The 21,471-nt window shown below is 72.9% G+C and carries 19 protein-coding genes and 1 pseudogene; 10 read left to right on the top strand and 10 right to left on the bottom strand.

Annotation, left to right across the window (positions count from 1 at the left end):
• Window positions 1-130 precede the first annotated feature (130 nt).
• Window positions 131-1,372: a S53 family peptidase gene (locus ACXR2U_RS16690; protein ID WP_458826194.1), complete on the top strand. Its 1,242-nt coding sequence runs from the start codon at window positions 131-133 to the stop codon at window positions 1,370-1,372.
• Window positions 1,373-1,442: 70 nt separating this feature from the next.
• On the opposite strand, the gene ACXR2U_RS16695 is transcribed toward ACXR2U_RS16690, so the two are convergent.
• From ACXR2U_RS16695 to ACXR2U_RS16705, 3 genes are all read right to left on the bottom strand, one after another.
• On the bottom strand, window positions 1,443-2,114 hold the full coding sequence (locus tag ACXR2U_RS16695) for a DedA family protein (RefSeq protein WP_458826212.1): 672 nt from the start codon (window positions 2,112-2,114) through the stop codon (window positions 1,443-1,445).
• A 67-nt stretch (window positions 2,115-2,181) separates the two neighbouring features.
• The gene (locus tag ACXR2U_RS16700) at window positions 2,182-3,585 is read right to left on the bottom strand and encodes a neutral zinc metallopeptidase (protein ID WP_458826213.1); all 1,404 of its coding nucleotides are present in this window, start codon (window positions 3,583-3,585) and stop codon (window positions 2,182-2,184) included.
• Between the two features lie 54 nt (window positions 3,586-3,639).
• Entirely contained in the window at window positions 3,640-3,963 is a 324-nt protein-coding gene (locus ACXR2U_RS16705; RefSeq protein ID WP_458826195.1) for a hypothetical protein, read from the bottom strand.
• A gap of 190 nt (window positions 3,964-4,153) precedes the next feature.
• Between ACXR2U_RS16705 and ACXR2U_RS16710 the strand changes: the two genes are divergently transcribed.
• Complete coding sequence (locus ACXR2U_RS16710) at window positions 4,154-5,803, top strand: ABC-F family ATP-binding cassette domain-containing protein (RefSeq protein ID WP_458826196.1); 1,650 nt, start codon at window positions 4,154-4,156, stop codon at window positions 5,801-5,803.
• A gap of 96 nt (window positions 5,804-5,899) precedes the next feature.
• On the opposite strand, the gene ACXR2U_RS16715 is transcribed toward ACXR2U_RS16710, so the two are convergent.
• A complete protein-coding gene (locus ACXR2U_RS16715) occupies window positions 5,900-6,796 on the bottom strand; it encodes an NAD-dependent protein deacetylase (protein WP_458826197.1) in 897 nt (298 codons plus the stop codon).
• Between the two features lie 350 nt (window positions 6,797-7,146).
• Here ACXR2U_RS16715 and ACXR2U_RS16720 point away from each other — a divergent pair, with 350 nt between their 5' ends.
• Together ACXR2U_RS16720 and ACXR2U_RS16725 are read left to right on the top strand one after the other, a co-directional pair.
• Entirely contained in the window at window positions 7,147-7,791 is a 645-nt protein-coding gene (locus ACXR2U_RS16720; protein ID WP_458826198.1) for a TasA family protein, read from the top strand.
• 230 nt (window positions 7,792-8,021) lie between these two features.
• A complete protein-coding gene (locus tag ACXR2U_RS16725) occupies window positions 8,022-9,485 on the top strand; it encodes a LamG-like jellyroll fold domain-containing protein (RefSeq protein WP_458826199.1) in 1,464 nt (487 codons plus the stop codon).
• 6 nt (window positions 9,486-9,491) lie between these two features.
• Here the strand turns inward: ACXR2U_RS16725 and ACXR2U_RS16730 are convergent, their stop codons facing one another.
• The 3 genes from ACXR2U_RS16730 to ACXR2U_RS16740 all read right to left on the bottom strand — a co-directional run bounded on the left by ACXR2U_RS16730 (window position 9,492) and on the right by ACXR2U_RS16740 (window position 12,462).
• Window positions 9,492-10,082 (bottom strand): isochorismatase family protein, encoded by a 591-nt coding sequence (locus tag ACXR2U_RS16730; RefSeq protein ID WP_458826200.1) that lies wholly within the window; start codon window positions 10,080-10,082, stop codon window positions 9,492-9,494.
• Window positions 10,083-10,116: 34 nt separating this feature from the next.
• Window positions 10,117-11,514, bottom strand: a complete 1,398-nt coding sequence (locus tag ACXR2U_RS16735) for a hypothetical protein (protein WP_458826201.1) — start codon at window positions 11,512-11,514, stop codon at window positions 10,117-10,119.
• 75 nt (window positions 11,515-11,589) lie between these two features.
• Window positions 11,590-12,462: an LLM class F420-dependent oxidoreductase gene (locus ACXR2U_RS16740; protein ID WP_458826202.1), complete on the bottom strand. Its 873-nt coding sequence runs from the start codon at window positions 12,460-12,462 to the stop codon at window positions 11,590-11,592.
• An 82-nt stretch (window positions 12,463-12,544) separates the two neighbouring features.
• Between ACXR2U_RS16740 and ACXR2U_RS16745 the strand changes: the two genes are divergently transcribed.
• Genes ACXR2U_RS16745 through ACXR2U_RS16755 form a run of 3 tightly spaced genes read left to right on the top strand, consistent with a single transcriptional unit; the run spans window position 12,545 to window position 14,972 of the window.
• Entirely contained in the window at window positions 12,545-13,123 is a 579-nt protein-coding gene (locus tag ACXR2U_RS16745; protein ID WP_458826203.1) for a sugar O-acetyltransferase, read from the top strand.
• Window positions 13,120-13,737, top strand: coding sequence for a TetR/AcrR family transcriptional regulator (locus ACXR2U_RS16750; protein WP_458826204.1), 618 nt, complete (start codon window positions 13,120-13,122; stop codon window positions 13,735-13,737). The genes ACXR2U_RS16745 and ACXR2U_RS16750 overlap by 4 nt, the downstream gene beginning before the upstream one ends.
• Entirely contained in the window at window positions 13,734-14,972 is a 1,239-nt protein-coding gene (locus tag ACXR2U_RS16755; protein ID WP_458826205.1) for an MFS transporter, read from the top strand. Before ACXR2U_RS16750 ends, ACXR2U_RS16755 begins: the two co-directional genes overlap by 4 nt.
• Before the next feature lie 3 nt (window positions 14,973-14,975).
• Here the strand turns inward: ACXR2U_RS16755 and ACXR2U_RS16760 are convergent, their stop codons facing one another.
• Window positions 14,976-15,785: an LLM class flavin-dependent oxidoreductase gene (locus ACXR2U_RS16760; RefSeq protein ID WP_458826206.1), complete on the bottom strand. Its 810-nt coding sequence runs from the start codon at window positions 15,783-15,785 to the stop codon at window positions 14,976-14,978.
• 111 nt (window positions 15,786-15,896) lie between these two features.
• Here ACXR2U_RS16760 and ACXR2U_RS16765 point away from each other — a divergent pair, with 111 nt between their 5' ends.
• Window positions 15,897-17,603 (top strand): outer membrane protein assembly factor BamB family protein, encoded by a 1,707-nt coding sequence (locus ACXR2U_RS16765; RefSeq protein WP_458826207.1) that lies wholly within the window; start codon window positions 15,897-15,899, stop codon window positions 17,601-17,603.
• On the opposite strand, the gene ACXR2U_RS16770 is transcribed toward ACXR2U_RS16765, so the two are convergent.
• The gene (locus ACXR2U_RS16770) at window positions 17,589-18,314 is read right to left on the bottom strand and encodes a hypothetical protein (RefSeq protein ID WP_458826208.1); all 726 of its coding nucleotides are present in this window, start codon (window positions 18,312-18,314) and stop codon (window positions 17,589-17,591) included. The two genes, ACXR2U_RS16765 and ACXR2U_RS16770, sit on opposite strands and share 15 nt — an antisense overlap.
• A 46-nt stretch (window positions 18,315-18,360) precedes the next feature.
• Here ACXR2U_RS16770 and ACXR2U_RS16775 point away from each other — a divergent pair, with 46 nt between their 5' ends.
• On the top strand, window positions 18,361-18,558 hold the full coding sequence (locus ACXR2U_RS16775) for a hypothetical protein (RefSeq protein WP_458826209.1): 198 nt from the start codon (window positions 18,361-18,363) through the stop codon (window positions 18,556-18,558).
• Between the two features lie 79 nt (window positions 18,559-18,637).
• Here the strand turns inward: ACXR2U_RS16775 and dnaB are convergent.
• Window positions 18,638-20,434: pseudogene (gene dnaB, locus ACXR2U_RS16780) on the bottom strand (replicative DNA helicase); the annotation flags it as partial.
• 521 nt (window positions 20,435-20,955) lie between these two features.
• Here dnaB and ACXR2U_RS16785 point away from each other — a divergent pair.
• Window positions 20,956-21,471, top strand: a 516-nt coding sequence (locus tag ACXR2U_RS16785) for a choice-of-anchor G family protein (protein WP_458826210.1), incomplete at its 3' end; no start/stop codon positions are given.

Genomic DNA, 21,471 nt, shown 5'->3' on the forward strand with positions numbered 1-21,471 from the left:
ACCCGCTGGTCAGCACGAGGTTCGGGTCCGGTCAGGTTCCGGAGGATGCGTCCCTTTCGCGCGTTTCGCCCGTTGGGTGGGCCATCACCTCACCGCCGTCCGGCCGCCCCGGCCGGGGACAGGAGCTCCCGTGACGTCTCCCTCCGTCCGCCCATCCCGGGCCCGACGACTGCTCGCGGTCGTCGCCACCACGGCCGTGGCCGCAGGCCTCGTCGGCACCGCCCTGGTCGGGACCGCCACGTCCGCGGACGCGGCGACGCCGTCGGTCCCGCCGCTCGGCGGCATCCTGGCGGCCGCCCACGACGACATCGCCACCTGCGCGCTCGCCGCCGCCGGCCACGCGGCGTGCCAGTCGCGGGTCGTCACCGACCTGCACCTGCGGCCCGCGGCGACCACGACGTACTCCAGCGGCTACGCCCCGGCGCAGTTGCGCAAGGCCTACGGCCTCACCGGCGACAACACCACGACCGTCGCCGTGGTCGACGCGTACGCGAACCCGAACGCCGCGGCCGACCTCGCGAAGTACCGCCAGACGTTCGGTCTCGGCACCGCGCGGTTCACGCAGTACAACCAGAACGGCGGCACGGCGCTCCCGGCGGGCGACACCGGCTGGGGTCAGGAGGAGATGCTCGACCTCGAGATGGTCTCGGCGATCTGCCCGGGCTGCGCCATCGTCTACGTCGGCGCGAACTCCACCTCGTTCGACGATCTCGGCGCGGCCGTCGACACCGCGGTGGCCAAGGGCGCTGCGGTGGTGTCCAACTCCTACGGCGGCACCGAGGACCCGACCGAGGCGTCGTCGGCCGCTCACTACGACCACCCGGGCGTCGCCATCACCGTGAGCTCCGGCGACAGCGGGTACGGCGTCGAGGCACCCGCCGCCTTCCGGACCGTGACGGCCGTGGGCGGGACCAACCTCGTCCTCGCCGGTGACGACACCCGCAAGAGCGAGACGGTCTGGGGCTCGCGGTTGAACGTGAACGGCGGCGCCGGCAGCGGTTGCTCGGCCTACATCGCCAAGCCCTCGTGGCAGAAGGACACCGCGTGTGCGAAGCGCGCGGTCGCCGACGTCGCGGCCGTCGCCGACCCGAACACGGGTGTCGCGGTCTACAGCTCCTACGGCAGCACCGGCGGCCAGAACTGGTACGTCTTCGGCGGTACGAGCGTGGCCGCGCCGATCATCGGCGGCGTCTACGGCCTGTCGGGCAACACCGCGGGTGTCCCGGCCTCGATCGCCTACAGCCACACCAGCGCGCTGTATGACGTGACCTCGGGCTCCAACGGCCTGTGCCTCAACTACCTCTGCAAGGGCACGAAGGGGTACGACGGCCCGACCGGCCTCGGCACCCCGAAGGGCACCGCGGCGTTCTAGGTCCACTGACCCGGAGGCTCCCGCTCGACCGACCGGTGTCCCCCGCCGGCCGGTCGAGCGGCCGTGGCGGTCAGTCGGCCGGGCGGGGCGCGACGGCTGGTTCGCCGTCACCCGCGGGGTCCTCGGTCGTCGTCGCCGCGGCGTCGCCGTGCGCCTTCTCGGCCCGGTGGCGCAGGTAGAAGAACATCGCGATGCCGCCGACCACGGCGACGCCGAGGGCCGCGTACGAGAACCGGTCGATCCAGGGCTTGGCGACGATGCCCAGGGTGTAGACCAGCGCGGTCACCCCGCCCGCCCAGACGATGCCGCCGCTCGCGTTGGCCAGCAGGAACTTGCGGTAGTGCATGTTCAACGAACCCGCGAGGGGCCCCGCGAAGATCCGCAGTAGGGCCACGAACCGGCCGACGAAGACGGCCCAGACCCCCCACCGCTCGAAGGTCCGCCGGGCCGACGCCAGTTGGGCCGGGCCCGCGTGCCGGGGGAAGCGTCGACCGAGGAACGCGAACATCCGATCGCCGTGACGGGCGCCGATCAGGAAGCCGATCGAGTCGCCGATGATCGCGCCGGCGATGCCCGCGGCACCGACCCACCACACGGTCGCGTGCCCTTGCGAGGCGAACAGCGCCGCGGAGATGAGCACGACCTCGCCGGGCAGCGGGATGCCCAGGCTCTCGACGCCGACCACGAGCAGGACGACGAGGTACAGCGCGACCGGCGGAACCGCCTCGAGCCAGTGGTCGATCACGAGGGGAGGGTAGCGCCGCCACGTGGGCGGCGCGGGTGGTCCGAGACCCCCCGCCAGGAGCCGCTCAGCAGCCGGCGAGACCCTTGAAGTAGCCGGTGTTGAACGACGAGATCCGCTGCAGGCCGGTGGTGTCCCGCGGGCCGAAGGTCAACACCGAGCCGACCATCGACAGCGTCGAGACCGTCGCCTCGTCCATGTCGGGCGGGGAGAGCGCGAACCCGCGCGGCGCCTGCTTGAAGTCGACGTTGATGTTCTTGGCGTAGGCGCCGGTGTAGCAGGCCGCGGCGAGCAGGGCGTCCTGGTTGTCGAGGTCGCGACCGAACAGCTGGTGGCGCACCGCCATCCCCCAGCCGTAGGAGATGAGCGTGCCGAGCGCGAAGTCGCCGGCGCCGTAGGCCTTCTCCGCGACGTCCTGCGTGATGTAGACGGTGTTGTCGTTCGGGCAGTACCCGAACTCGCTCTCGCTGTCGGACTTGCCGCACGGCACGGAGTCGACGACCTTGAACTCGACCGGGCTGAACGTCTTGCCGATCGACTTCGCGGCCTCCTCCCAGAAGCCGTTGAGGTCCGGCTGCAGACCGCCCGCGGTGTTGTCGGTCGCCGGGTCGCCGGGGTTGAGGACCTGGTCCAGCGGCTGGTTGCCGTTGTTGTCGTAGTCGGCTTCGTCGGTGTACGGCCGCTCGGTGAACTGCCGCTTGTCCCAGTCCGTCACGCAGAACTTCGCGCCGTTGTTGATGCCGTCGGCCACGGCCGACAACCGGTCGAACCCGTTGCCGTGCGAGCCTTCGTCCTCCTGCGAGGCGCCCTCGGGGTCGCGCAGCTGGATGTAGCCGGTGAGGATGTTGTTGAGCTGGGAGGGCGACACCCGCCAGTGCGGCGCCTGCAGCTTGAGCACCGACCCCGCGAACGCGCCGGCGAAGCAGTCGGCCTGGGTCTCGAGGATGATCAGCTTGGGCGGATCGGCGATGTCCAGCCGGTGCTGGACCGCGTGGCCGAACTCGTGGCCGAACAGCATGCCGACGAAGAAGTTGCCGTAGTCGGTGGCGAGCGAGGGCACGAAGCCGGTGCGGCTGTAGGCCACGGAGTCGTCGATGGTGCAGTAGAAGGCGTTGTCCTTGATCGCGTCGGGCGACCGGTCGATGCAGGCGTTGTCCTCGTCGGTCGAGGTGATGTCGTCGGGGTCGACGGAGTAGATGCCACCCTTGAGCTCCGGCAGCGGATCGCCACCCGAGAGCTCCGGGTACGTCTTCTCCCAGAACGCGAACACGTCGGAGAGCGCGTTCGCGGACAGTCGGTCGAAATCGGAACCGGAGTCGCCGACGATCTCGAGCTTGGCGTCCGGCGCGACGGGCGGCAGCGCGGACTTGCCGCTGCCGTCGATGGTCGCCGAGCAGCCGGTGAGGGTCAGGGCGAGGACCACCAAGGACGCGACCGCGCCGAGGGTCCGGCGTCGCAGGAGGGCCGTCACGGCGCGGATCGTACCTGCGGCGAGGCGCCCGCGGCCCGCTGGAAAGCTGCCCGGTCAGGCAGCGTTGACCTTGGCGCCACGTCGTCGCGCCGGCGCCCCCGTGGCCACCTGCGGGACGGTGGCCACCTGCGGGACGGTGGCGACCTGCGGGACGGCGGCGACCTGGTGGCGCGCCTCGCGGATGTCGGCCTCGGTGAGCCCGAGCATCGCGTAGAACTCCCGCGCCTCGGTGGCGTCGGTGCAGAGGCCGGCGACGACGCGCACCGCGGCGAGCCGCTCGCGGTGGTCGCGCTCGGCCTCCTTGGCCTGCCGGGCCTTGGCGCTGTCGTCCTCGGTGCCGTGCTGCACGAAGTAGCTGCGTTCGAACGTCGCGGTCATCGACGGCTCCAGTCTGCTCGGCGGATGTACCGGGGACCTTCACCAACGAGTCCGTGGGCGGGCGGAGCGTTGCCCTGGAGCCTGCTGTGAAGAGGTCCGGCGGGGGGGTTCGTGCGCGCTGTCATGCCCACGGTCCCCGGCGCTCAAACGCGGCTGACGCGCCGGCGGCGCGGCGGTAGCGTCGCCCCTCGTGTCCGCTGCCGGTGCCACCGTCGTCGCCCGCGATCTCGCGGCCGGGCACGGCGCCCGTGCGCTGTTCTCCGGCCTGGACCTGGTGGTCGCGCCGGGCGACGTCGTCGGGGTGGTCGGCGCGAACGGCGCCGGCAAGTCGACGCTGCTGCGCCTGCTCGCGGGGATCGGGACGCCGGAACAGGGCAGCGTCGTCCGCGCGCCGTCGACCGCGACGGTCGGCTACCTCGCCCAGGAACCGGAACGGCGTCCGGGGGAGTCGGTCGCGGACTTCCTCGGCCGACGCACCGGGGTGACCGGGGCGACGGCCGACCTCGAAGCGGCCACGGCGGCGCTCACCGCGGGCGACGCCGGCGCCGACGACCTCTACGCCGTGGCCCTCGACCGGTGGCTCGCGCTCGGCGGTGCCGACCTCGACGAACGGGTCGGCGCCGTGCTGCACGACGTCGGGCTCGACACCGGGGCGGACGCCCTCATGACCTCGCTGTCGGGCGGCCAGGCGGCGCGGGCCGGGCTCGCCTCCCTGGTGCTCGCCCGCTTCGACGTCTTCGCCCTCGACGAACCGACCAACGACCTCGACCTCGCGGGCCTGGACCTGCTGGAGCAGTTCGTGGGCTCGAGGCGGGCCGGGGTGGTCCTGGTCAGCCACGACCGGGAGTTCCTCGCCCGGACGGTCACCAGCGTCGTCGAACTGGATCTCGCCCAGCAGCAGATCGCGTACTACGACGGCGGGTACCAGGCCTACCTCGACGAGCGGGAGATCGCCCGGCGGCACGCCCGCGAGGCCTACGAGCAGTACGCCGACCGCCGGTCCGACCTCACCGACCGGGCGCGGATGCAGCGCAACTGGCTCGAGCACGGCGTCCGCAACGCCCGCCGCAAGGCCGGCAACGACCCCGACAAGATCAGCCGCAAGTTCCGGCAGGAGAACACCGAGAAGCAGGCGGCCAAGGCCCGGCAGACCCAGCGGATGATCGAACGGCTCGAGGTGGTGGAGGAGCCGCGCAAGGAGTGGGACCTCCGGCTGGAGTTCGCGGTCGCCCCGCGGGCCGGGGCGGTGGTCGCGCAGTTGCAGGGTGCAACGGTCCGGCGCGGTTCGTTCGTGCTCGGGCCGGTCGACCTGCAGGTCGACTGGGCCGACCGGGTCGTCATCACCGGACCGAACGGCGGCGGCAAGTCGACCCTGCTGGGCGCGCTGCTCGGCGAGATCGGCCTCGACGCCGGCGTGCAGTTCCTCGGCCCGGGCGTCGTCGTGGGCGAGATCGACCAGGCCCGCGCGGCGCTGGCCCCGGACGACACCCTCCCGGTCGCGGTCAGCCGGATGCTCCCCGACTGGAACGACGCCGACGTCCGCACCCTGCTCGCCAAGTTCGGCCTGCGCGCCGACCACGTCGCCCGGCCGGTCGTGAGCCTGTCGCCCGGTGAACGCACCCGCGCGGCGCTCGCGCTGCTGCAGGGCCGCGGCACCAACCTGATCGTGCTCGACGAGCCCACCAACCACCTGGACCTGCCGGCCATCGAGCAGCTCGAGGAGGCGCTGGAGGAGTTCCCCGGCACCGTCCTGCTCGTCACCCACGACCGCCGGATGCTCGACGCCGTCCGGGTCACCCGCCGCTTGCAGGTCGACGCCGGCCGGGTGACGGAGCGCTGACGCGGCTCAGGTCAGGTCGGCTCAGGTCAGGTCGGCTCAGGTCAGGTCGGCTCAGGTCAGGTCGGCTCAGGTCAGGTCGGCTCAGGTCAGGTCGGCTCAGGTCAGGGCATCCGCGAGCGCGGTGAGGGTGGGGCCGAGGGGAGCGTCGAGGCGGACGGTCGCGCGGGAGTCGGCGCGGGTGGCGCCCTGGTTGACCACCGCCACGGGGATGCCGCGCTTGGCGGCGTGCAGGACGAACCGGTAACCCGACATCACGGTGAGCGACGAGCCCAGCACCAGCAAGGCGCGGGCGTCGTCGACGAGGGCGAAACAGCGGTCGACCCGGTCGCGCGGGACGGTCTCGCCGAAGAACACGACGTCGGGCTTGAGCGGGCCGGTCCGGCACACCTCGCACCCGACCATGACGAACCGGTCGAGGTCGGCGTCGGCGAGGTCGACGTCGCCGTCGGGGTTGACGGCCAGCACCTCGGCCGCGAAGTCGGCGTTCGCGGCGCGCAGCCGAGCGTCGATCTCGGAGCGGGCGACGACGTCACCGCACGCCAGACAGACCACCCGGTCCAACCCGCCGTGCAGTTCCACCACGGCGTCCGCCCCCGCCCCCTGGTGCAGGCCGTCGACGTTCTGGGTGACCACGCCGCCGAGCCGGCCGGCCCGCTGCAGGGCGGCGACCGCGCGGTGGCCGTCGTTCGGCCGGGCGTGGGCGATCTGCCGCCACCCCAGGTGGCTGCGGGCCCAGTACCGGTGCCGGGCGAGGGGGTCACCGGTGAAGGTCTGGAAGGTCATGGGTGCGTGGCGGCGTTGCGCGGCCCCGGACGGCCCGCGGTAGTCGGGGATCCCGGACTCGGTCGAGAGTCCCGCCCCGGAGAGCACGACGACGCCCCCCGTGTCGATGAGGTCGACGAGCGCGTCGAACGCGGCGGCCGGGTCCTCGACGGCGGCCGCCGGGGCACCGGGGAGCAGGACGGCGGGCGGGACGGTGGGCGTTCCGGGCACCCGTCCATGGTGCGCCCCGGCCGATCCGGGCCGGCCGGCTGCGGATCTGCGCGATCCCTGCGGCGGGAACATCTCGGGATTCGTGGAGCCGGACGGATCAAAAGACGTCGGCCGGCGGCTTCGGATTTCGTCGTGAGGAGGGATCTCCACCTCGAGATCGCCCGGGAATCCCAGGGTCACGAGGTCGTCGCGGTGGTGCGTGTGGTTGCGCCCTCGAAAGTTTCTTCGTGGACGACTTGCGTGTGGAGTGAAGTCCTGGTTAATCTCTATCTCGAGCAAGGAGCAGAGCAACACCCCGGGCTCACACGAACGACACCCACACCCTCCCTCTCCCTCCCTCAGGAGCAGTCATGTCCCGCACCGCCGCCCGTCGTCCCTCCCGCAAGGCCGCCCGCATCGCCGGCGTCGGCGTCGTCGCTGGCGGCCTGGTCGCCAGCGCCGCGCTGGTCTGGCAGGCCTCGTACTCGGCGTTCTCCGCGACCACGACGACGCCCACGAACAACTGGACCGCCGGCACCGTCGCCCTCGGCGACAACGACAACGGCTCGGCCCTGTTCACGGTGACCAACCTCAAGCCCGGTTCGACCGGCAGCAAGTGCATCGTGGTCAGCTCGACCGGCTCGCTCGCCTCGACCGTGAAGATGTACACGACGGCCGGGTCCTTCTCGCAGACCAAGACCCTCGGCGACAACCTGCAGCTCACCGTCACGCAGGGCACCGTCCCGGCCGGCACCACCGCGGGCCTGTGCACCGGTTTCCAGGCCGACAGCGGCGTCACCACCACCGCGTCGGCGACGAACTTCGCGGGCAGCGCGGTCGACTTCGGCAGCGGCTTCGGCACCTGGGCCCCGGCCGGCGCCTCGACCCAGTCCCCGGTGGTCAAGACCTACAAGATCGACTACACGCTGAACAGCCCGTCGACCCAGGCCGCGGTCGACGTCATGCAGGGCGGCACGGCGCAGATCGGTTTCACCTGGGAGGCCCAGAACAGCTGACCGCGGCAGCGCCGCACGAGGCGGACGCAGCCCGACCCCTGACCCGGGGCCGGGGCGCGCTGGGGGGTGTCGTCCCGGCCCCGCCTCACCACACGGACCACCCGGCCCGACCACACCCCCGCGGTGAGACCGCAGCACCGCACCGCAGCACCGCACCACCACACCCCCCACGGACCGACCGCCCCCTCGAGGGGAGCGGGCGGTCACGCCCCACCCAGGAGAGACCCACCATGGACACCAGCGCACGTCGCCGGTCCGGGTGGGTCTCTCTCGTCCTGACCGCGGCCGCGCGCACGGTGCTGGGGGTCCTCGTCAGCCTGCTGGTCTGGGCGGTCGCGCCGGCCGCGGCGGGACTGCACCCGACCGTGGTCATGACCGGGTCGATGCTGCCGCGACTGGTACCCGGTGATGTCGTGTTCTCCCGGTCGGTGCCCTCGAACCAGCTCACGCTCGGCCAGACCCTGCTCTACGACGACCCGGACCAGCCCGGACACCTGCGGATGCACCGCTGGGTCGACGTCGCCGCCGACGGCCGTCTCGTCACCAAGGGCGACGCCAACCCCGAGCGCGACTCCACCCCGGTCGAGCGCTCCGCCGTGCGCGGGGTCGCGTCGCTGCGGGTCCCGTTCGTGGCGCGTCCGGTCATCTGGGCCCACGAGGGCCGCACCGCGCCGCTCGTGCTCACCGCCCTCGCCCTGCTCGCTCTGCTCGTCGCCGCGTGCTGGTTCCGCGTGGACGACGAGGAAGCCGCCCCCGACGACGTCGCGGACGACACGAGCGGCGACCCGACCGACGACCACGCCCGTCCGGACGCACCCGACGGTGGCACCGATGACGGGCAGCGGGCCTGGCCCCGGCGCCTCACCCACTCGGGCGTGGCACTGCTCGCCGTGCTGGGACTCGCCGGCACGTTCGCGTCCGGGGCCGACGCCGCGACCGCGCGCTTCACGGGCACCACGACGTCGCCGACCAACACCTGGAGCGCGGCCCCGTACTTCAGCTGCGCGTCCGCCGCCCGGGGCGACGGCACGGCGCTGACCTACCCGCTCGACGAGGCGAGCGGCACCACGGCGAACGACATCGGCCCGAACAACCTGACCGGGACCTACGCGGGTGTGTCCGCCCGGGGCGCGACCGGCGGCCCCTGCGGCGGCCGGTCGGTCACGCTGAACGGCACCAGCGGCCAGGTCGTCACACCGGCCGGGGCGAAGATCCAGGGCCCGAACACCTTCACCTGGGAGATCTGGTTCCGCACGGCCGCGAACTACGGCCGCGGCGGCAAGATCATCGGGCTCGACACCTCACAGAGCGGCACCGCGTCGCAGTACGACCGGCACGTGTACATGACCAACGCGGGCGGGCTCGTGTTCGGCGTCTACAACGGCGCCAACAGCACGGTCGACTCCGGCACCAAGCGCTACAACGACGGTGTGTGGCACCTCGTCGACGCCGTCCTCAGCCCGGCCGGCATGCGCCTGTACGTCGACGGCGCCCTGGTCGACTCCGACACCTCGGTGACGGCGGGCGAGAACTACCAGGGTTGGCTGCGCATCGGCGGCGGGTCGCTCGGCGGCGCGTGGCCGATGCTGCCCGCGAGCGCCTGGTTCGGAGGATCGCTCGCGTACGCGTCGGCGTACCTGCTCGCGCTGACCCCCGCCCAGATCGCCGGCCACTACGCCGTCGGACGGCCCTGACCCGGGTCAGACCGGCCGGACGCCCACCTCGGCCAACGCGTCGACGACGGCGTCCTTGCCGGTGGCGTCGACCGCCGCCGTGAGATCGACGAACAGGTCGACCGGGAAGCCGAGGCGCACGGCGTCACGGGCGGTGGCGTCGACGCAGTAGTCGGTGGCGATGCCACACACCACCACCCGGTCGATCGTTGCTTCCCGCAACAGTCCCGCCAGATCGTGCCCGCGTTCGTCGACACCCTGGAACGCGGAGTACGCGGGCAGTCCCCACCCCTTGCGGATCGCGTGCCACTCGCCCGGAACCTGGAGAGCGTCGTGGAACTGGGCGCCGACCGTGTCGGCGACGCAGTGGGCGGGCCAGCTCTCGCGGAAGTCCGGGTGGTCGGGCGGCAACGCGAAGTGCCCGCCGTTGTCGCTGCGCGGTCGGTGCCAGTCCCGGCTCGCCACCACGAGGTCGTAGCGGTCGCGTTCGGCCGCCAGGTGCTCGGTGACCTCCGCCGCGACCCGGGCACCCCCGGTCACGCCGAGGGACCCGCCCTCGCAGAAGTCGTTCTGGACGTCGACGACGATCAACGCCGTCCGGCCGGCCGCGGAGGTCATGGCGTCATGATCCCCCGCGGCCCGGCGGCGGTGCTCAGCGGGCGGCGTGGGCCCGGGTGGCCGGCAGGGCGGTCAGCTGCGCGCTCGTGCGACCGGCCTTGCCGGCGTCGGTCGCGATGTAGCGGAAGCGTCCGCTGACGTCGACCACCACGTTGGACGTGCCGTTGTAGTTGAAGATGTTGACCGGCTTGGTCGTGACCGACGGCTGGCTCGGAGTGGGCGTGAACGACCCGAGTTCCTGGATGACGTGGTTGGAGACCACGCCTCCGGTCGGGGAGTTGACGGTGCTGGTGCGCGGCCGGGCGATCGGTTCGTCGAATTTCGGCCAGAGCGTGAGGTAGGTCGGGGCGGTCGGCCGGACCAGGGTCACGTTGGCGTCGAGACCGACGGTGAGGTCGTCGGCGAACAGCTGGCCGTTCACCATCTCCGGCGCCGTGAACGACGAGGTCGCGCCCGGGCCGACCGGGGCCATGCCGACCCGGGTGCGGCTGTCGACGATGCGGACGGGCGAGGTCAGCGGCTGGAACCGGACCGGGGCGTCGACCGACCCGTCGTCGAAGTACCCGACGACGTCGACGACGAGGTCGATCGCGCCGCCGCCCCCGTTGACGATGCCGATCTGGGCCGCGGGTGTCGTGCAGGTGGGCGGCCCGCACTGCGAGGTCGGCACGATGGCGGCGTTGGCCACCGTCTGGCCGGCGACGTAGTTCAGCGTCGAGACCCTGGGGGGCTGGTTCGTGGCGCCGTCCCACGCGGTGACGTAGCCCGCGCTGCGGGTGTTCGTCACGGTGATGTTGACGGCCAACGCGGCGACCTGGGTGCTGGAGTCCGTGCCCGCGACCTGGACCGGCACCGTGAGGTAGAACCCGCCGCCCAGTTGCCCCCCGCCGTCGGACCGGGTGTCGAGGACGCGCTGGGGCTCGTCGAGGGGGTGGAAACCGCCGCCGCGTCCGGCCGGGGTGGTGGTCGCGCCGGTGTACACGCCGAGCTGGTCGACGATGACGTCGGTGGTGCCCAGCCCGTTGTAGACCACGTACGTCCCGTTGCCGGCGACCGGCACGGTGACCAGGTTCGCGGTCGTCCGACCACCGGTGAAGTTGATGCTCGAGGTGCGGGGCAGCGGCTGGCCGGCCGGGTACGCGGTGAGGTAGCCGGTGGTGGTCGGCGCGACCGCCGTGAGGTTGACGACCACGGCGTTCGGGACGACGCCGTTCGTCGACACCGCCTTGACCACGACGCTCCGACCCTGACCGAGAGCCGAGTTGCCCCCGGTGCGGGTGTCGAGCACCCGCTGCGGTGCGTTCGGGAAGTAGGTGCCGTACGCGCTGTCGGAGGGGATCGCCCTCGCCGGGGCGGCCGCGGCAGGGACGACACCCAGGGCGGCGACGGCCGCGACGCCGGTGACGAGCAGGGGCAGGACGCGCAGACGCACGCGGATCTCCTTCGACGGTGCCGCCCCGGCGGCGGCCGACGTCCGGACCCTACCTGCGTCGTCGTCCGGATCGGGTCAGAACTCGGCCACGACCGGGATCACCTGTTCGCCGACGATCTCGAGCGGGCGCAGCGTCCAGTAGTCCGCGGGCGCCCCGTGGAACTCCTGCACGCCGAGCTCGGCGTAGCCGCGCAGCGTCTCGACGAAGGCGTCGACGTTCTCGCCGTCGGCTCCGATGTCCATGGGCCCCATGACGGTCTTCTCGATCTCGTCGTAGTCGCGACCGACGTCGTCGCAGTGCCGCCGCAGCACGTCGAGCTTGTGGGCGAGGTCGGGGCTCGCGAACAGGTTGCAGGCGTCGGCGTACTGCGCCACCAACCGCAGCGTCTTCTTCTCGCCACTGCCCCCGACGAGGATCGGCGGGTGCGGTCGGCGTAGCGACTGCGGCGAGTTCAGGGTGCGACCGAGGCGGTAGTGCTCGCCCTCGAAGGGCTCCTCGCTGTCGGACCACATCTGCCGGCAGATCTGCAGCGTCTCCTCGAGCCGCTCGAACCGCTCGGCCGTCGGGGGGAAGGGCAGGCCCAGCCCGACGGACTCGTCCTCGTTCCACGCGGCGCCGATGCCGAGCCACGCCCGGCCGCCGGAGAGCACGTCGAGGGTCGTGACGGCCTTGGCCAGCAGCCCCGGCTCGCGGTAGACGACGGCCGTGACCCAGGCCAGCAACTCGATGTGGCTGGTCTTCGCGGCGAGGAAGCCGAGGGCCGTGTAGGCCTCCAGCATCGGGTCGCTCTCCGGACCGATCATCGAGATCTGCCAGAGGTGGTCCATGACCGAGAGCCGGGCGAAGCCCGCGTCCTCGGCGGTGGTGGCGATGCGGGTGAGGTCGTCCGCGAGCGTGGCGGCGCCGCCCGGCCAGGTGAAGTCCGAGACGTGGAGTCCGATCTGCATGCCACCATCCTGCGCCCTGGAGTGGACTCCAGCGCGATGCGTACGCTTGTACGCAAAGGCCCCGATGCGTACGCTCGTACACATGAGCACTCCGGACGGACGCGGCATGTACGAGCGGATGCTCGCGGGTGAGGCCTACCTGCCGGGCGAGGACCCCGCCATCGGCGTGGCGTCGCGGCGGGCGCAGACCCTCACCACCCGCTTCAACACCATGGACCCCGCCGACCGGGAGGCGCGTGACGCGCTGCTGCGGGAGCTGCTGGGCGCGTTCGGTGAGGGCAGCGAGATCCGGCCGCCGTTCCACTGCGACTACGGCTTCCAGACCACGGTCGGCGCGCGCTCGTTCGCCAACTGGGGCCTGGTCAGCCTCGACGTCGCCCGGGTGAGCATCGGCGACGACGTGCAGCTGGGGCCGAACGTGCAACTGCTGACCGCGACCCACCCGATCGCCGCCGGCCCGCGCCGCGACAAGTGGGAGGGCGCCGAGCCGATCACCATCGAGGACAACGTCTGGCTCGGGGGCGGTGTGATCGTGCTGCCCGGCGTCACCATCGGTGCCGACACCGTCGTCGGCGCGGGCGCGGTCGTGCCGAGGGACCTGCCGGCGGGCGTCGTCGCCGTGGGCAACCCGGCCCGCGTCGTGCGGGACGTACCGCGGTGACCGCGGCCGCGTCACCCGAGGCCACCCGCCGCACCCGGCGGTTCGACCCGGGGCGCAAGGACCGCATCGTCGACGCCGCGCTGGTCGTCATGGCCCGGCACGGCGTCGCCGGCACCACCCACCGGCTGGTCGCCGCCGAGGCCGACGTGCCGCTCGGCTCGTTGACCTACCACTTCGCGTCGCTCGACGACCTGCGCGCGCTGGCGTGGCAGCGACTCTCGGAGCGGATGGCCGAGCGGTACGACGTCCGCTTCGCCGAGGTGCGCACCCGGTCGGACCTGGTCGACGCCGTCACCGCGCTCGTCCACGACGACGCCGGTGGCGACTCCGACGACTGGGCCGTCACCTACGAGCTCTACCTCGCCGCCCTGCGCGATCCCGCGCTGCGCGCGATCACCGAGCGCTGGATGCGCTCGAGCCGTGCCGTCCTCGAACGGTTCGTCGATCCGGTCACCGCCCGCGGGCTCGACGCCCTCGTCGAGGGCCTGGTCATGCACAAGATCCTCTCGACGGCCCCGGTGCGGCGCGCGGACACCCGCACGATCGTCGACCGGGCCGTCGGTCCCGTCTCCCCGTTCCCCCGCCGTCCCCGTCGCACCAGGAGCAGTTCGTGAGCAGTTCACCGTCCGTTGCACAGCGCAACAACGACCCCGCCGTGAGCCGGGCCGTGCTGGCGACCTACCTGGTCTTCGCGAGCTCGGGCTTCGCGTTCGCCAACTGGGCCTCGCGCATCCCGCAGGTCAAGGACCACCTCGAGCTCACCAACGGCCAGATGGGCAGCCTGCTGCTGGCCATCGCGGCCGGGTCGGTCGTCGCGCTCCCCACGGCCGGCAAGGTCATCGCCCGCCTGGGTTCGCGCACCACGGTGCTCAGCATGGCGTTGCTCATGACCGCCGGGATCGTCGTCGTCGCGTTCGGTTACCTCGTCGGGGTGCCGATGGTCGCGATCGGGCTGTTCGTGTTCGGTTTCGCCAACGGTGCGTGGGACGTCGCGATGAACGTGCAGGGTGCCCAGGTCGAACGGGAACTCGGCAAGGCGATCATGCCGCGCTTCCACGCCGGCTGGAGCCTGGGCACGGTGACGGGCGCCCTGCTCGGCGCCCTGATGGTGCTGGTGCACGTGCCGGTCACGGCGCACCTGCTCGGCGTGGCCGTCGTGCTCGTCGTGGTCGTGCCGCTCGCCGTGCGCGGGTACCTCACCGACCACGCGGAGGAGGCCGCCCCGGGCGGCGAGCCGGTCGCGCCCCGCAGCGCGCTGGCCGCCTGGCGCGAGCCGCGCACCCTGCTCATCGGCCTGTTCGTGCTGGCGTTCGCCTTCGCCGAGGGCGCCGGCAACGACTGGATCAGCATCGCCATCAAGGAGGACTACGGCTCCAGCGCGGCGCTCGGCACCCTCGGCTTCGCGGTGTTCCTCGCGTCGATGACCCTCGGCCGCTGGTTCGGGCCGATGCTGCTCGACCGCTACGGCCGGGTCGCGATGGTGCGTGCCACCGCGGTGGTGGCGATCGCGGGCGTCGTGGTCTTCGTGTTCGGCGGGTCCACCCCAGTGGCCTACCTCGGCGCGGTGCTGTGGGGCGTCGGGGTCTCGCTCGGCTTCCCGGTCGGCATGAGCGCCGGTGCCGACGACCCCCGCTACGCGGCCTCCCGGGTCAGCGTCATCGCCTCGATCGGCTACTGCGCGTTCCTCGGCGGCCCGCCCCTGCTCGGCCACCTCGGCGACGCGTTCACCGTGCTCAAGGCGTTCATCGTCGTGGCCGTGCTGCTCGGTGTGTCGGCCCTCATCGCCTCCGCCGTCCGGCCACCCGCCGACGCACCCGCCACCGTCCCGGACGACCGCGCCCGGGTCTGACGTTCACGGGACGAGCGGGCGGACCTCGGTCGCGACGAACTCGACGAACTCCTCGGCGGGCAGGGCGTCGCCGTGCGGTTGGAGCGCGATCTCGGTCGCGCCGGCGTCGACGAACTCGGCGACGCGGGCGGCGACCTCGGCCGCGGACGGACGTCCGTCGACCAGGACGAACACCAGGTTGTCGGGCGTCGCTCGGCCGGCGGCCGACGCCGCCTCGGCGGCGATGCGCGCCGACTCGCGCAACTGCTCCGGGGTGGTCTCGTCGGTGAAGATCACGCCGTCGCCGTGGCCGCCCGCGAGGGCGACGGTCTTCGGTCCCTTCGCCCCGACGTAGACCGGCGGCGCCACGGCGGGCGGCCAGTCGAGCGTGACGTCCTCGAGGTGGACGTACCGGCCGTCCGCGTTGACCGTTGCACCCTGCAACAACTGGCGCAGCGCGTCGGTGTACTCGAGCAGCAGCGTCATCGGTGACTCCGCCCGCACGCCCAACCACCCCATCCACTCGAGCACGCCGTGCCCGACGCCCGGACGGAACCGGCCCGGGAACAACCGCTCGATCGTGGCGATCTCCATGGCGGTGACCGCGACGTTGCGCAGCGGCACCGGCATCAGCCCGATGCCGATGGTGAGTCGCTCGGTCCAGGCGAGGGCGGCCGCTGCGGGTGCGATGCCGCTCTCCTTGAAGCAGTCCTCCCACAGCCACAGCTGTTCGAGCCCGGCCCGGTCGGCCGCCCGGGCGACGGGCTGCAGCCGCTCGGGTGGGAGGTCGGGCAGGAAGATCGCGCCGAGGGTCGTCGTGTGCGCAGTGGTCACGCCGCCCATCCTGACGCCTGCCACCGACCACGCGTTGCCGAGGGTTGACCTTTCGGGCAGACCTGTTGCGATCCGTCCCCGTACACGCCTCTGCGTTCCTACCCTGCGCGCATGCCGCGCCGCCTGGTCCTGCTCGTCGTCGCGGTGCTGGCGCTCGGGGTCGTCACCGCGACCCCCGCACTCGCCGCGCCACCGACCATCACGTCGGTCACGCCCACGAGCGGCCCGGTCGGCACCCTCGTGACCGTCGTCGGCACCGGTTTCACGGCCCGTTCGACGGTCACCGTCGGCGGTCGGCCCGCCACCTCGGTCGACGTCGTCACCGGCAAGCGCATCAGGGCCCGGGTGCCGGCAGGCGGGGTCGGCGTGGTCGCGGTGACCACGGGCGACGGCACCGCGAAGGGCCCGAAGTTCACCCTGACGGCGGGCGTGACGGCCTCACCCGCCGTCGTGCGCCCGACCGCCGAGGTCGTGGTCGCCGGCACCACCTTCGGCGCGATCGAGGCTGTCGACGTGTACCTCGACACCACCGCGGTCGCGCTCGTGGTCACGGACAGCGCGGGCTGGTTCACCACGCACGTCGCGACGACCCGCGCCACCACACCGGGCAAGCACTGGGTCACCGCGGTCGGGCGTCGCACGGGGGCGGCGGCGCAGGTCGCGTTCACGGTGCGCACCGACTGGCCCGGCCCGAGCTTCGACGCCGGCCACACCGGCCTCAACCCGTTCGAGCGAGCCCTCACGCCGGACACCGTCGACGACCTGGTCGAGCGCTGGACCACCCCTCTGGACCAGGCGGTCTACGGGCCCCCGGCCGTCGCGGGCGGGTTGGTCGTCTTCCACACCTTCCTCGAGGACGTGGTCGCCCTCGACGCCGCGACCGGCGCGCAGGTCTGGCGCGTCACGCTGGCGGACACCAACCCGGGTACGAACGCACCGGTGGTCGCGAACGGCGTCGTGTACGTGGGCTCCTCCGACCGCCACCTCCACGCCCTCTCACTCGCCACGGGCGCGCGCAAGTGGAGCTACGACACCGGCGGCGCCATCAGGGACAGCCCCGTCGTCGCCGGAGGCAAGGTCTACGTCGCCTCCCGCACCAACGGCGTGCTCCACGCCCTCGACGCCGCCACCGGCGCGATGCGGTGGACCACCAGCTTCGGCCCGGGCTTCTACCCCTACGGGCCGACCGTGGTGGGCGGGCGCATCTACCTGGGGGCCACGGACGCGGTGGTGCGTGCGCTCGACGCCGCGACCGGTGCTGTCGTGTGGGCCAGCGCCGTACCCGGACAGGCGCAGCCGTACCCGCCGCCGGTGGTCGCCGACGGCCGGGTCTTCGTGACGACGGTGTCCGGCACGGTCCTGTCGCTGCGCGCTACGACGGGTGCCCTGCTCTGGGAGCAGGTCGTCGGGTCCGGGCAGGTGACGGGCACACCGGCCCTGGTCGGCGATCGGCTGGTCGTCGCGGACAACGATCCGGTCGTGACGGCCCTCGACGTCCTCTCGGGTGCTCCGCTCTGGACGCACACCGGTGACGAGGCGGGGACCTCGCCGGTGAGCGCCGCCGGCGGGGTGGCGTACGTCAGCTCCTCGGGCCGGACGGTCGCGTACGACGTCCCCAGCGGGGCGGTGGTCCGCCGCTTCGGCTCCGGGACGGGCAGCGCGGGCGTCGTGGTGGCCGACGGCGCGCTCTACGGCTTCGACGCGGTCGACCGGCGGATGGTCCGGTGGGACCTCGGCGCCCGGGGCGCAGCGGCGCCGTCGCCGGCGTCCCTGTCACCGGGCTCCCTGTCACCGGGCAACCTGTCACCGGGTGTCTGAACCGACCGGGCGGTCGGCCCCGGGCGGACGCGGCGGGTCGGGCGGACGGCGCGGCAGGTTCGCCAGCGCCTCCCGCAGGGTGCGGTGGCTGCTCGCGAGCAAGCGGGCCTGCCCGAGGTCGAGGGGTCCGGCGAGGGCGAGCACCGCGACCCGCACGTCGAAGCCGGCCGCCTCGGCCGCGGCGTGCGCGGTGGCGGGGTCGGTACCGGCGATGCTCCCGACCATGGTCACGACCCGCTCGTGGTCGGCGTCGGAGCGGGCGACCAGGTCGACGGGCAGGTCATCGTGCAGGTGGCCGAGGTGCGCCGCGACCGCGGTGGCCAGCGCGTCGAGCGCGGCGACGACGTCGGGTCCGGCCGAGCCCGCGAGGTCGTCGACGGTGACCACGGCGTCGCGGGGCGTCGGCCGCACCGGGGCGCCCTCGGTCGACACGAGCACCGCGCCGTCGGCGAAGCCGTACTCGTGAGCGAAGCGCCGGGCCGTCGCCGTCGCCTCCGTGGCGGTGACCGTGGCGGGTCCGCCGGCCGTGGCCAGGACCAGCCGTCCGCCCGCGGCGAAGTGGCTGCAGGCGAGGTCGGCGGCCGCGGTGATCGCAACGGCGCGCGCCCGCGCGGTGGCCGCCGTCGGGTGACGCGCCAACACCCGGTCGACCACCTCGGCGAGCGGGGCGGTGTCGAGCGGTCGGAGGTCGGGCCGTCGCGGTGCAGACACCGGCCGATGCTCGCTGCGCCCGACGGACCGCGTCAAACTGGAGGGCATGGACTACCGGCCGCGGCCCGCGCCCTGCTCCCACTGCGGCGACACCGTGCTGATCGCGACCCGCCAGCCCACGAAGGTGCTCGGCATCAAGTTCGGCAAGCCCGCGCCCGACCGCCTCGAGCACGCCGACCCGTCGCCCGACGGTGAGCTGTTCGACGGCGTCGACGACGCGTGCCACCGCGCCCCGGTGCGCTGAACGCCGCGGCCGACGGGTTCGACACCCCGACCGCAGGTCCAGAGGCGAGCCGGTCGTCCCTCGGGAGCCCGGGGGACGGTCAGCCGGCCGCCATGTCGGCGAAGCGGGAGAGGTGCCCCTGGAACGCGACCGGGACGGTGGCGAGCGGGCCGTTGCGGTGCTTGGCGATGATGAGGTCGGCCTCGCCGGCACGGACGGACTCGCGTTCGTACATGTCCTCGCGGTGCACGAGGATCACCAGGTCGGAGTCCTGCTCGATGGAGCCGGACTCACGCAGGTCGGCGAGCATCGGCTTCTTGTCGGTGCGCTGCTCGGGGCCACGGTTGAGCTGGCTCAGGGTGACGACCGGGACCTCGAGCTCCTTGGCCAGCAGCTTGATCGCGCGGCTGAACTCCGAGACCTCCTGCTGGCGGGACTCGACGCGCTTGCCCGAGGTCATGAGCTGCAGGTAGTCGATGACGACCATCGCCAGGTCGTGGCGCTGGGACAGCCGCCGGGCCTTGGCGCGGATCTCCATCATCGTGAGGTTGGGGGAGTCGTCGATGAACAGCGGCGCCTCGGCCATCTGGCCCGAGCGTTTGGCGACCCGCTGCCAGTCCTGGTCGGTCATCCGGCCCGAGCGCATGTTCGCGAGCGGCACCGACGCCTCGGCCGAGAACAGCCGCATCATCATCTCGGTCTTGCCCATCTCCAACGAGAAGATGGCCGTGGTCTTGTTGTGCTTGATCGCCGCCGAGCGCGCGAAGTCCAGCGCGAGCGTCGAGTTGTGGGTGGGCAGCCCGGTGGGGCCGGCGAGGTAGAGCCGCGAGGCGTTGTCGACCTGCACGCACCGGACGGGGACGCTCGCGGTCGCCCGGACGTCGACCACCCGCACGCCCTCGGTGTGGGCCACGGCGAGGTCGTGACCGGTGAGCAGCGCCAGCGCGAGTTCCGCGGTGGTGGTGACGACCAGGCGCACCGGCTGCGGCGCGACCGGCTCCCCGCCGCCGACGGTGGCGAGCACGGACGCGGGCGACGTGACGACCCACTGGTGCTCGGCGTCGGCGACGATCGAGGCGCCGTCGGAGAACGTCACCGTGAAGCACGGTCGACCGGTCATGACCTCGGTCGCGGCGAGCACCCGGGTGGGGCGGCCGTCGGCGCCGACGAGCAGGTCGCCGACCACGACCTCGCCCATCGTGGTCCACCCGGTGGGGGTGACCAGGGGCGTGTCGAGCGCGAGCGCCTTGCCCGAACCGGGCCGCCCCGCGACGGTGATCATCTGGCCGGGGTGCAGGCCGTTGGTGATCTGGTCGAGGTCGAGGAAGCCGGTCGGGATGCCGGTGCCGACGCCGCCGGTCTCGGAGATCCGGTCCAGCTCGTCCATCGTCGGCTGCAGCAGCTCGGAGATCGAGACGTAGTCCTCGGCGGTGCGCCGCTCGGTGACCTCGTAGATCTCGGCCTGGGCGCGGTCGACCACGGCGTCGACGTCACCCGGCTGGTCGTTGCCGCCCATCGCCGCGCCGTACCCCATCTGCACGATGCGGGTGCCCGCCTCGACCAGGCGGCGCAGCGTCGCCCGCTCGGCGACGATCTGGGCGTAGTAGCCGGCGTTCGCCGCGGTGGGGACGCCGGAGATCAGCGTGTGCAGGTAGATCCCGCCGCCGACCCGGGCGAGCTCGCCCTTGCGGGTCAGCTCGGCGGAGACGGTGACGGCGTCGGCGGGCTCGCCGCGGGAGTACAGGTCGAGGACCGCGTCGAAGATCAGCTGGTGCGCCGGCCGGTAGAAGTCGGAGTCACGGAGGTTCTCGATGACGTCGGCGATGGCGTCCTTGCTGAGCATCATCCCGCCGAGGACCGACTGCTCGGCCGCGACGTCCTGCGGCGGGGTGCGGTCGAACCGCTCGTACCCGCCGCCGCCGGAGCGGTCGTCGGGGCGGGGATCCGGACGGCCGTCGGCGGGCTCGGCGGACATCACGTTGACGGCCACGGCGGCCCGCCTCCCCCTCGTGTCGAACAGGTGTTCGTATCAGTGATACCACAGACCGGACGCCGTGGACAGGCGCGCCGAGGTGGGCCGGACGTGACGCTAGGGGAGTCGGGCGCCCCGACCTAACGACGCTGTGGACAGGCCTCTGGACGATCTTGTGGACCACCGGGGGTCGACGGTGCACAGCCTGTGGACGAGGGTGTGGATCCGGCCGGCCGGGTGAACGACGGGTGCCGTGGATGCTGCCCTGCGTCGTCCACCGGGTGTGGAGGACGGAAAGTCGCTGCCGCGCCACGAGTTCTCGCGTGGCAGCTTGTTCCCGTCTTCACCGTTCATGTTGCCGTCACGCGCTGTCGCGGGTAGATGGTGGGTCACCATCCTCCCCTCAGGCCGACCCCGGTGCCCTGAGCTCTGCGAACGGAACCGCCTTGACCCCTCGTCGCGCGCTCGCCGCCGCCGTCCTCGTCGCCACCGCCACCGCGGTCGTGCTCGCCACCTCGACCCCGGCGCTCGCCGCCGAGGCGCCCCCGGTCTCGCAGGGCCGCGGGTTCTTCCTCTCCGGCCTCGCCGCCGGCACCGACCTCGCCACGGTCGCCTCCCTGCAGGACGCCGTGGCCGTCAACGAGGGCGGCCCCACGGTCACGAGCTCCAACCCGCTCGGGGCGACGGTCCTCGGAGACCTGACCCTGCCGATCGGCGGCCAGACCATCCCGATCGGCCAGGGCCTCCGCTTCGGCGTCCTGCACCAGTTCGCCCAGGCGAACCCCGACGGCAGTGCCACGGCGTCGTCCGGCGCGATCGGCGGCGACGGCGCCATCCAGACCTCCGGCGCGGACGGCAGCGGCTCGATGACCCTGGACCTGCAGGCCCTCGCCGCCGGCAGCGGCCTGCCCGCGGGCCAGCTCGCCGCGCTCGGCAACGCGACGCTCACGGCGGGCGCGCTC

The sequence above is a fragment of the Jatrophihabitans sp. YIM 134969 genome, assembly GCF_054456675.1.

Bases quoted from the DNA above. Each gene is read 5' to 3' on its own strand.
- ACXR2U_RS16730 (WP_458826200.1), bottom strand. From the start codon at position 10,082: ATGACCTCCGCGGCCGGCCGGACGGCGTTGATCGTCGTCGACGTCCAG.
- ACXR2U_RS16740 (WP_458826202.1), bottom strand. From the start codon at position 12,462: ATGCAGATCGGACTCCACGTCTCGGACTTCACCTGGCCGGGCGGCGCC.
- ACXR2U_RS16745 (WP_458826203.1), top strand. From the start codon at position 12,545: ATGAGCACTCCGGACGGACGCGGCATGTACGAGCGGATGCTCGCGGGT.
- ACXR2U_RS16775 (WP_458826209.1), top strand. From the start codon at position 18,361: ATGGACTACCGGCCGCGGCCCGCGCCCTGCTCCCACTGCGGCGACACC.
- ACXR2U_RS16725 (WP_458826199.1), top strand. From the start codon at position 8,022: ATGGACACCAGCGCACGTCGCCGGTCCGGGTGGGTCTCTCTCGTCCTG.
- ACXR2U_RS16705 (WP_458826195.1), bottom strand. From the start codon at position 3,963: ATGACCGCGACGTTCGAACGCAGCTACTTCGTGCAGCACGGCACCGAG.
- ACXR2U_RS16720 (WP_458826198.1), top strand. From the start codon at position 7,147: ATGTCCCGCACCGCCGCCCGTCGTCCCTCCCGCAAGGCCGCCCGCATC.
- ACXR2U_RS16765 (WP_458826207.1), top strand. From the start codon at position 15,897: ATGCCGCGCCGCCTGGTCCTGCTCGTCGTCGCGGTGCTGGCGCTCGGG.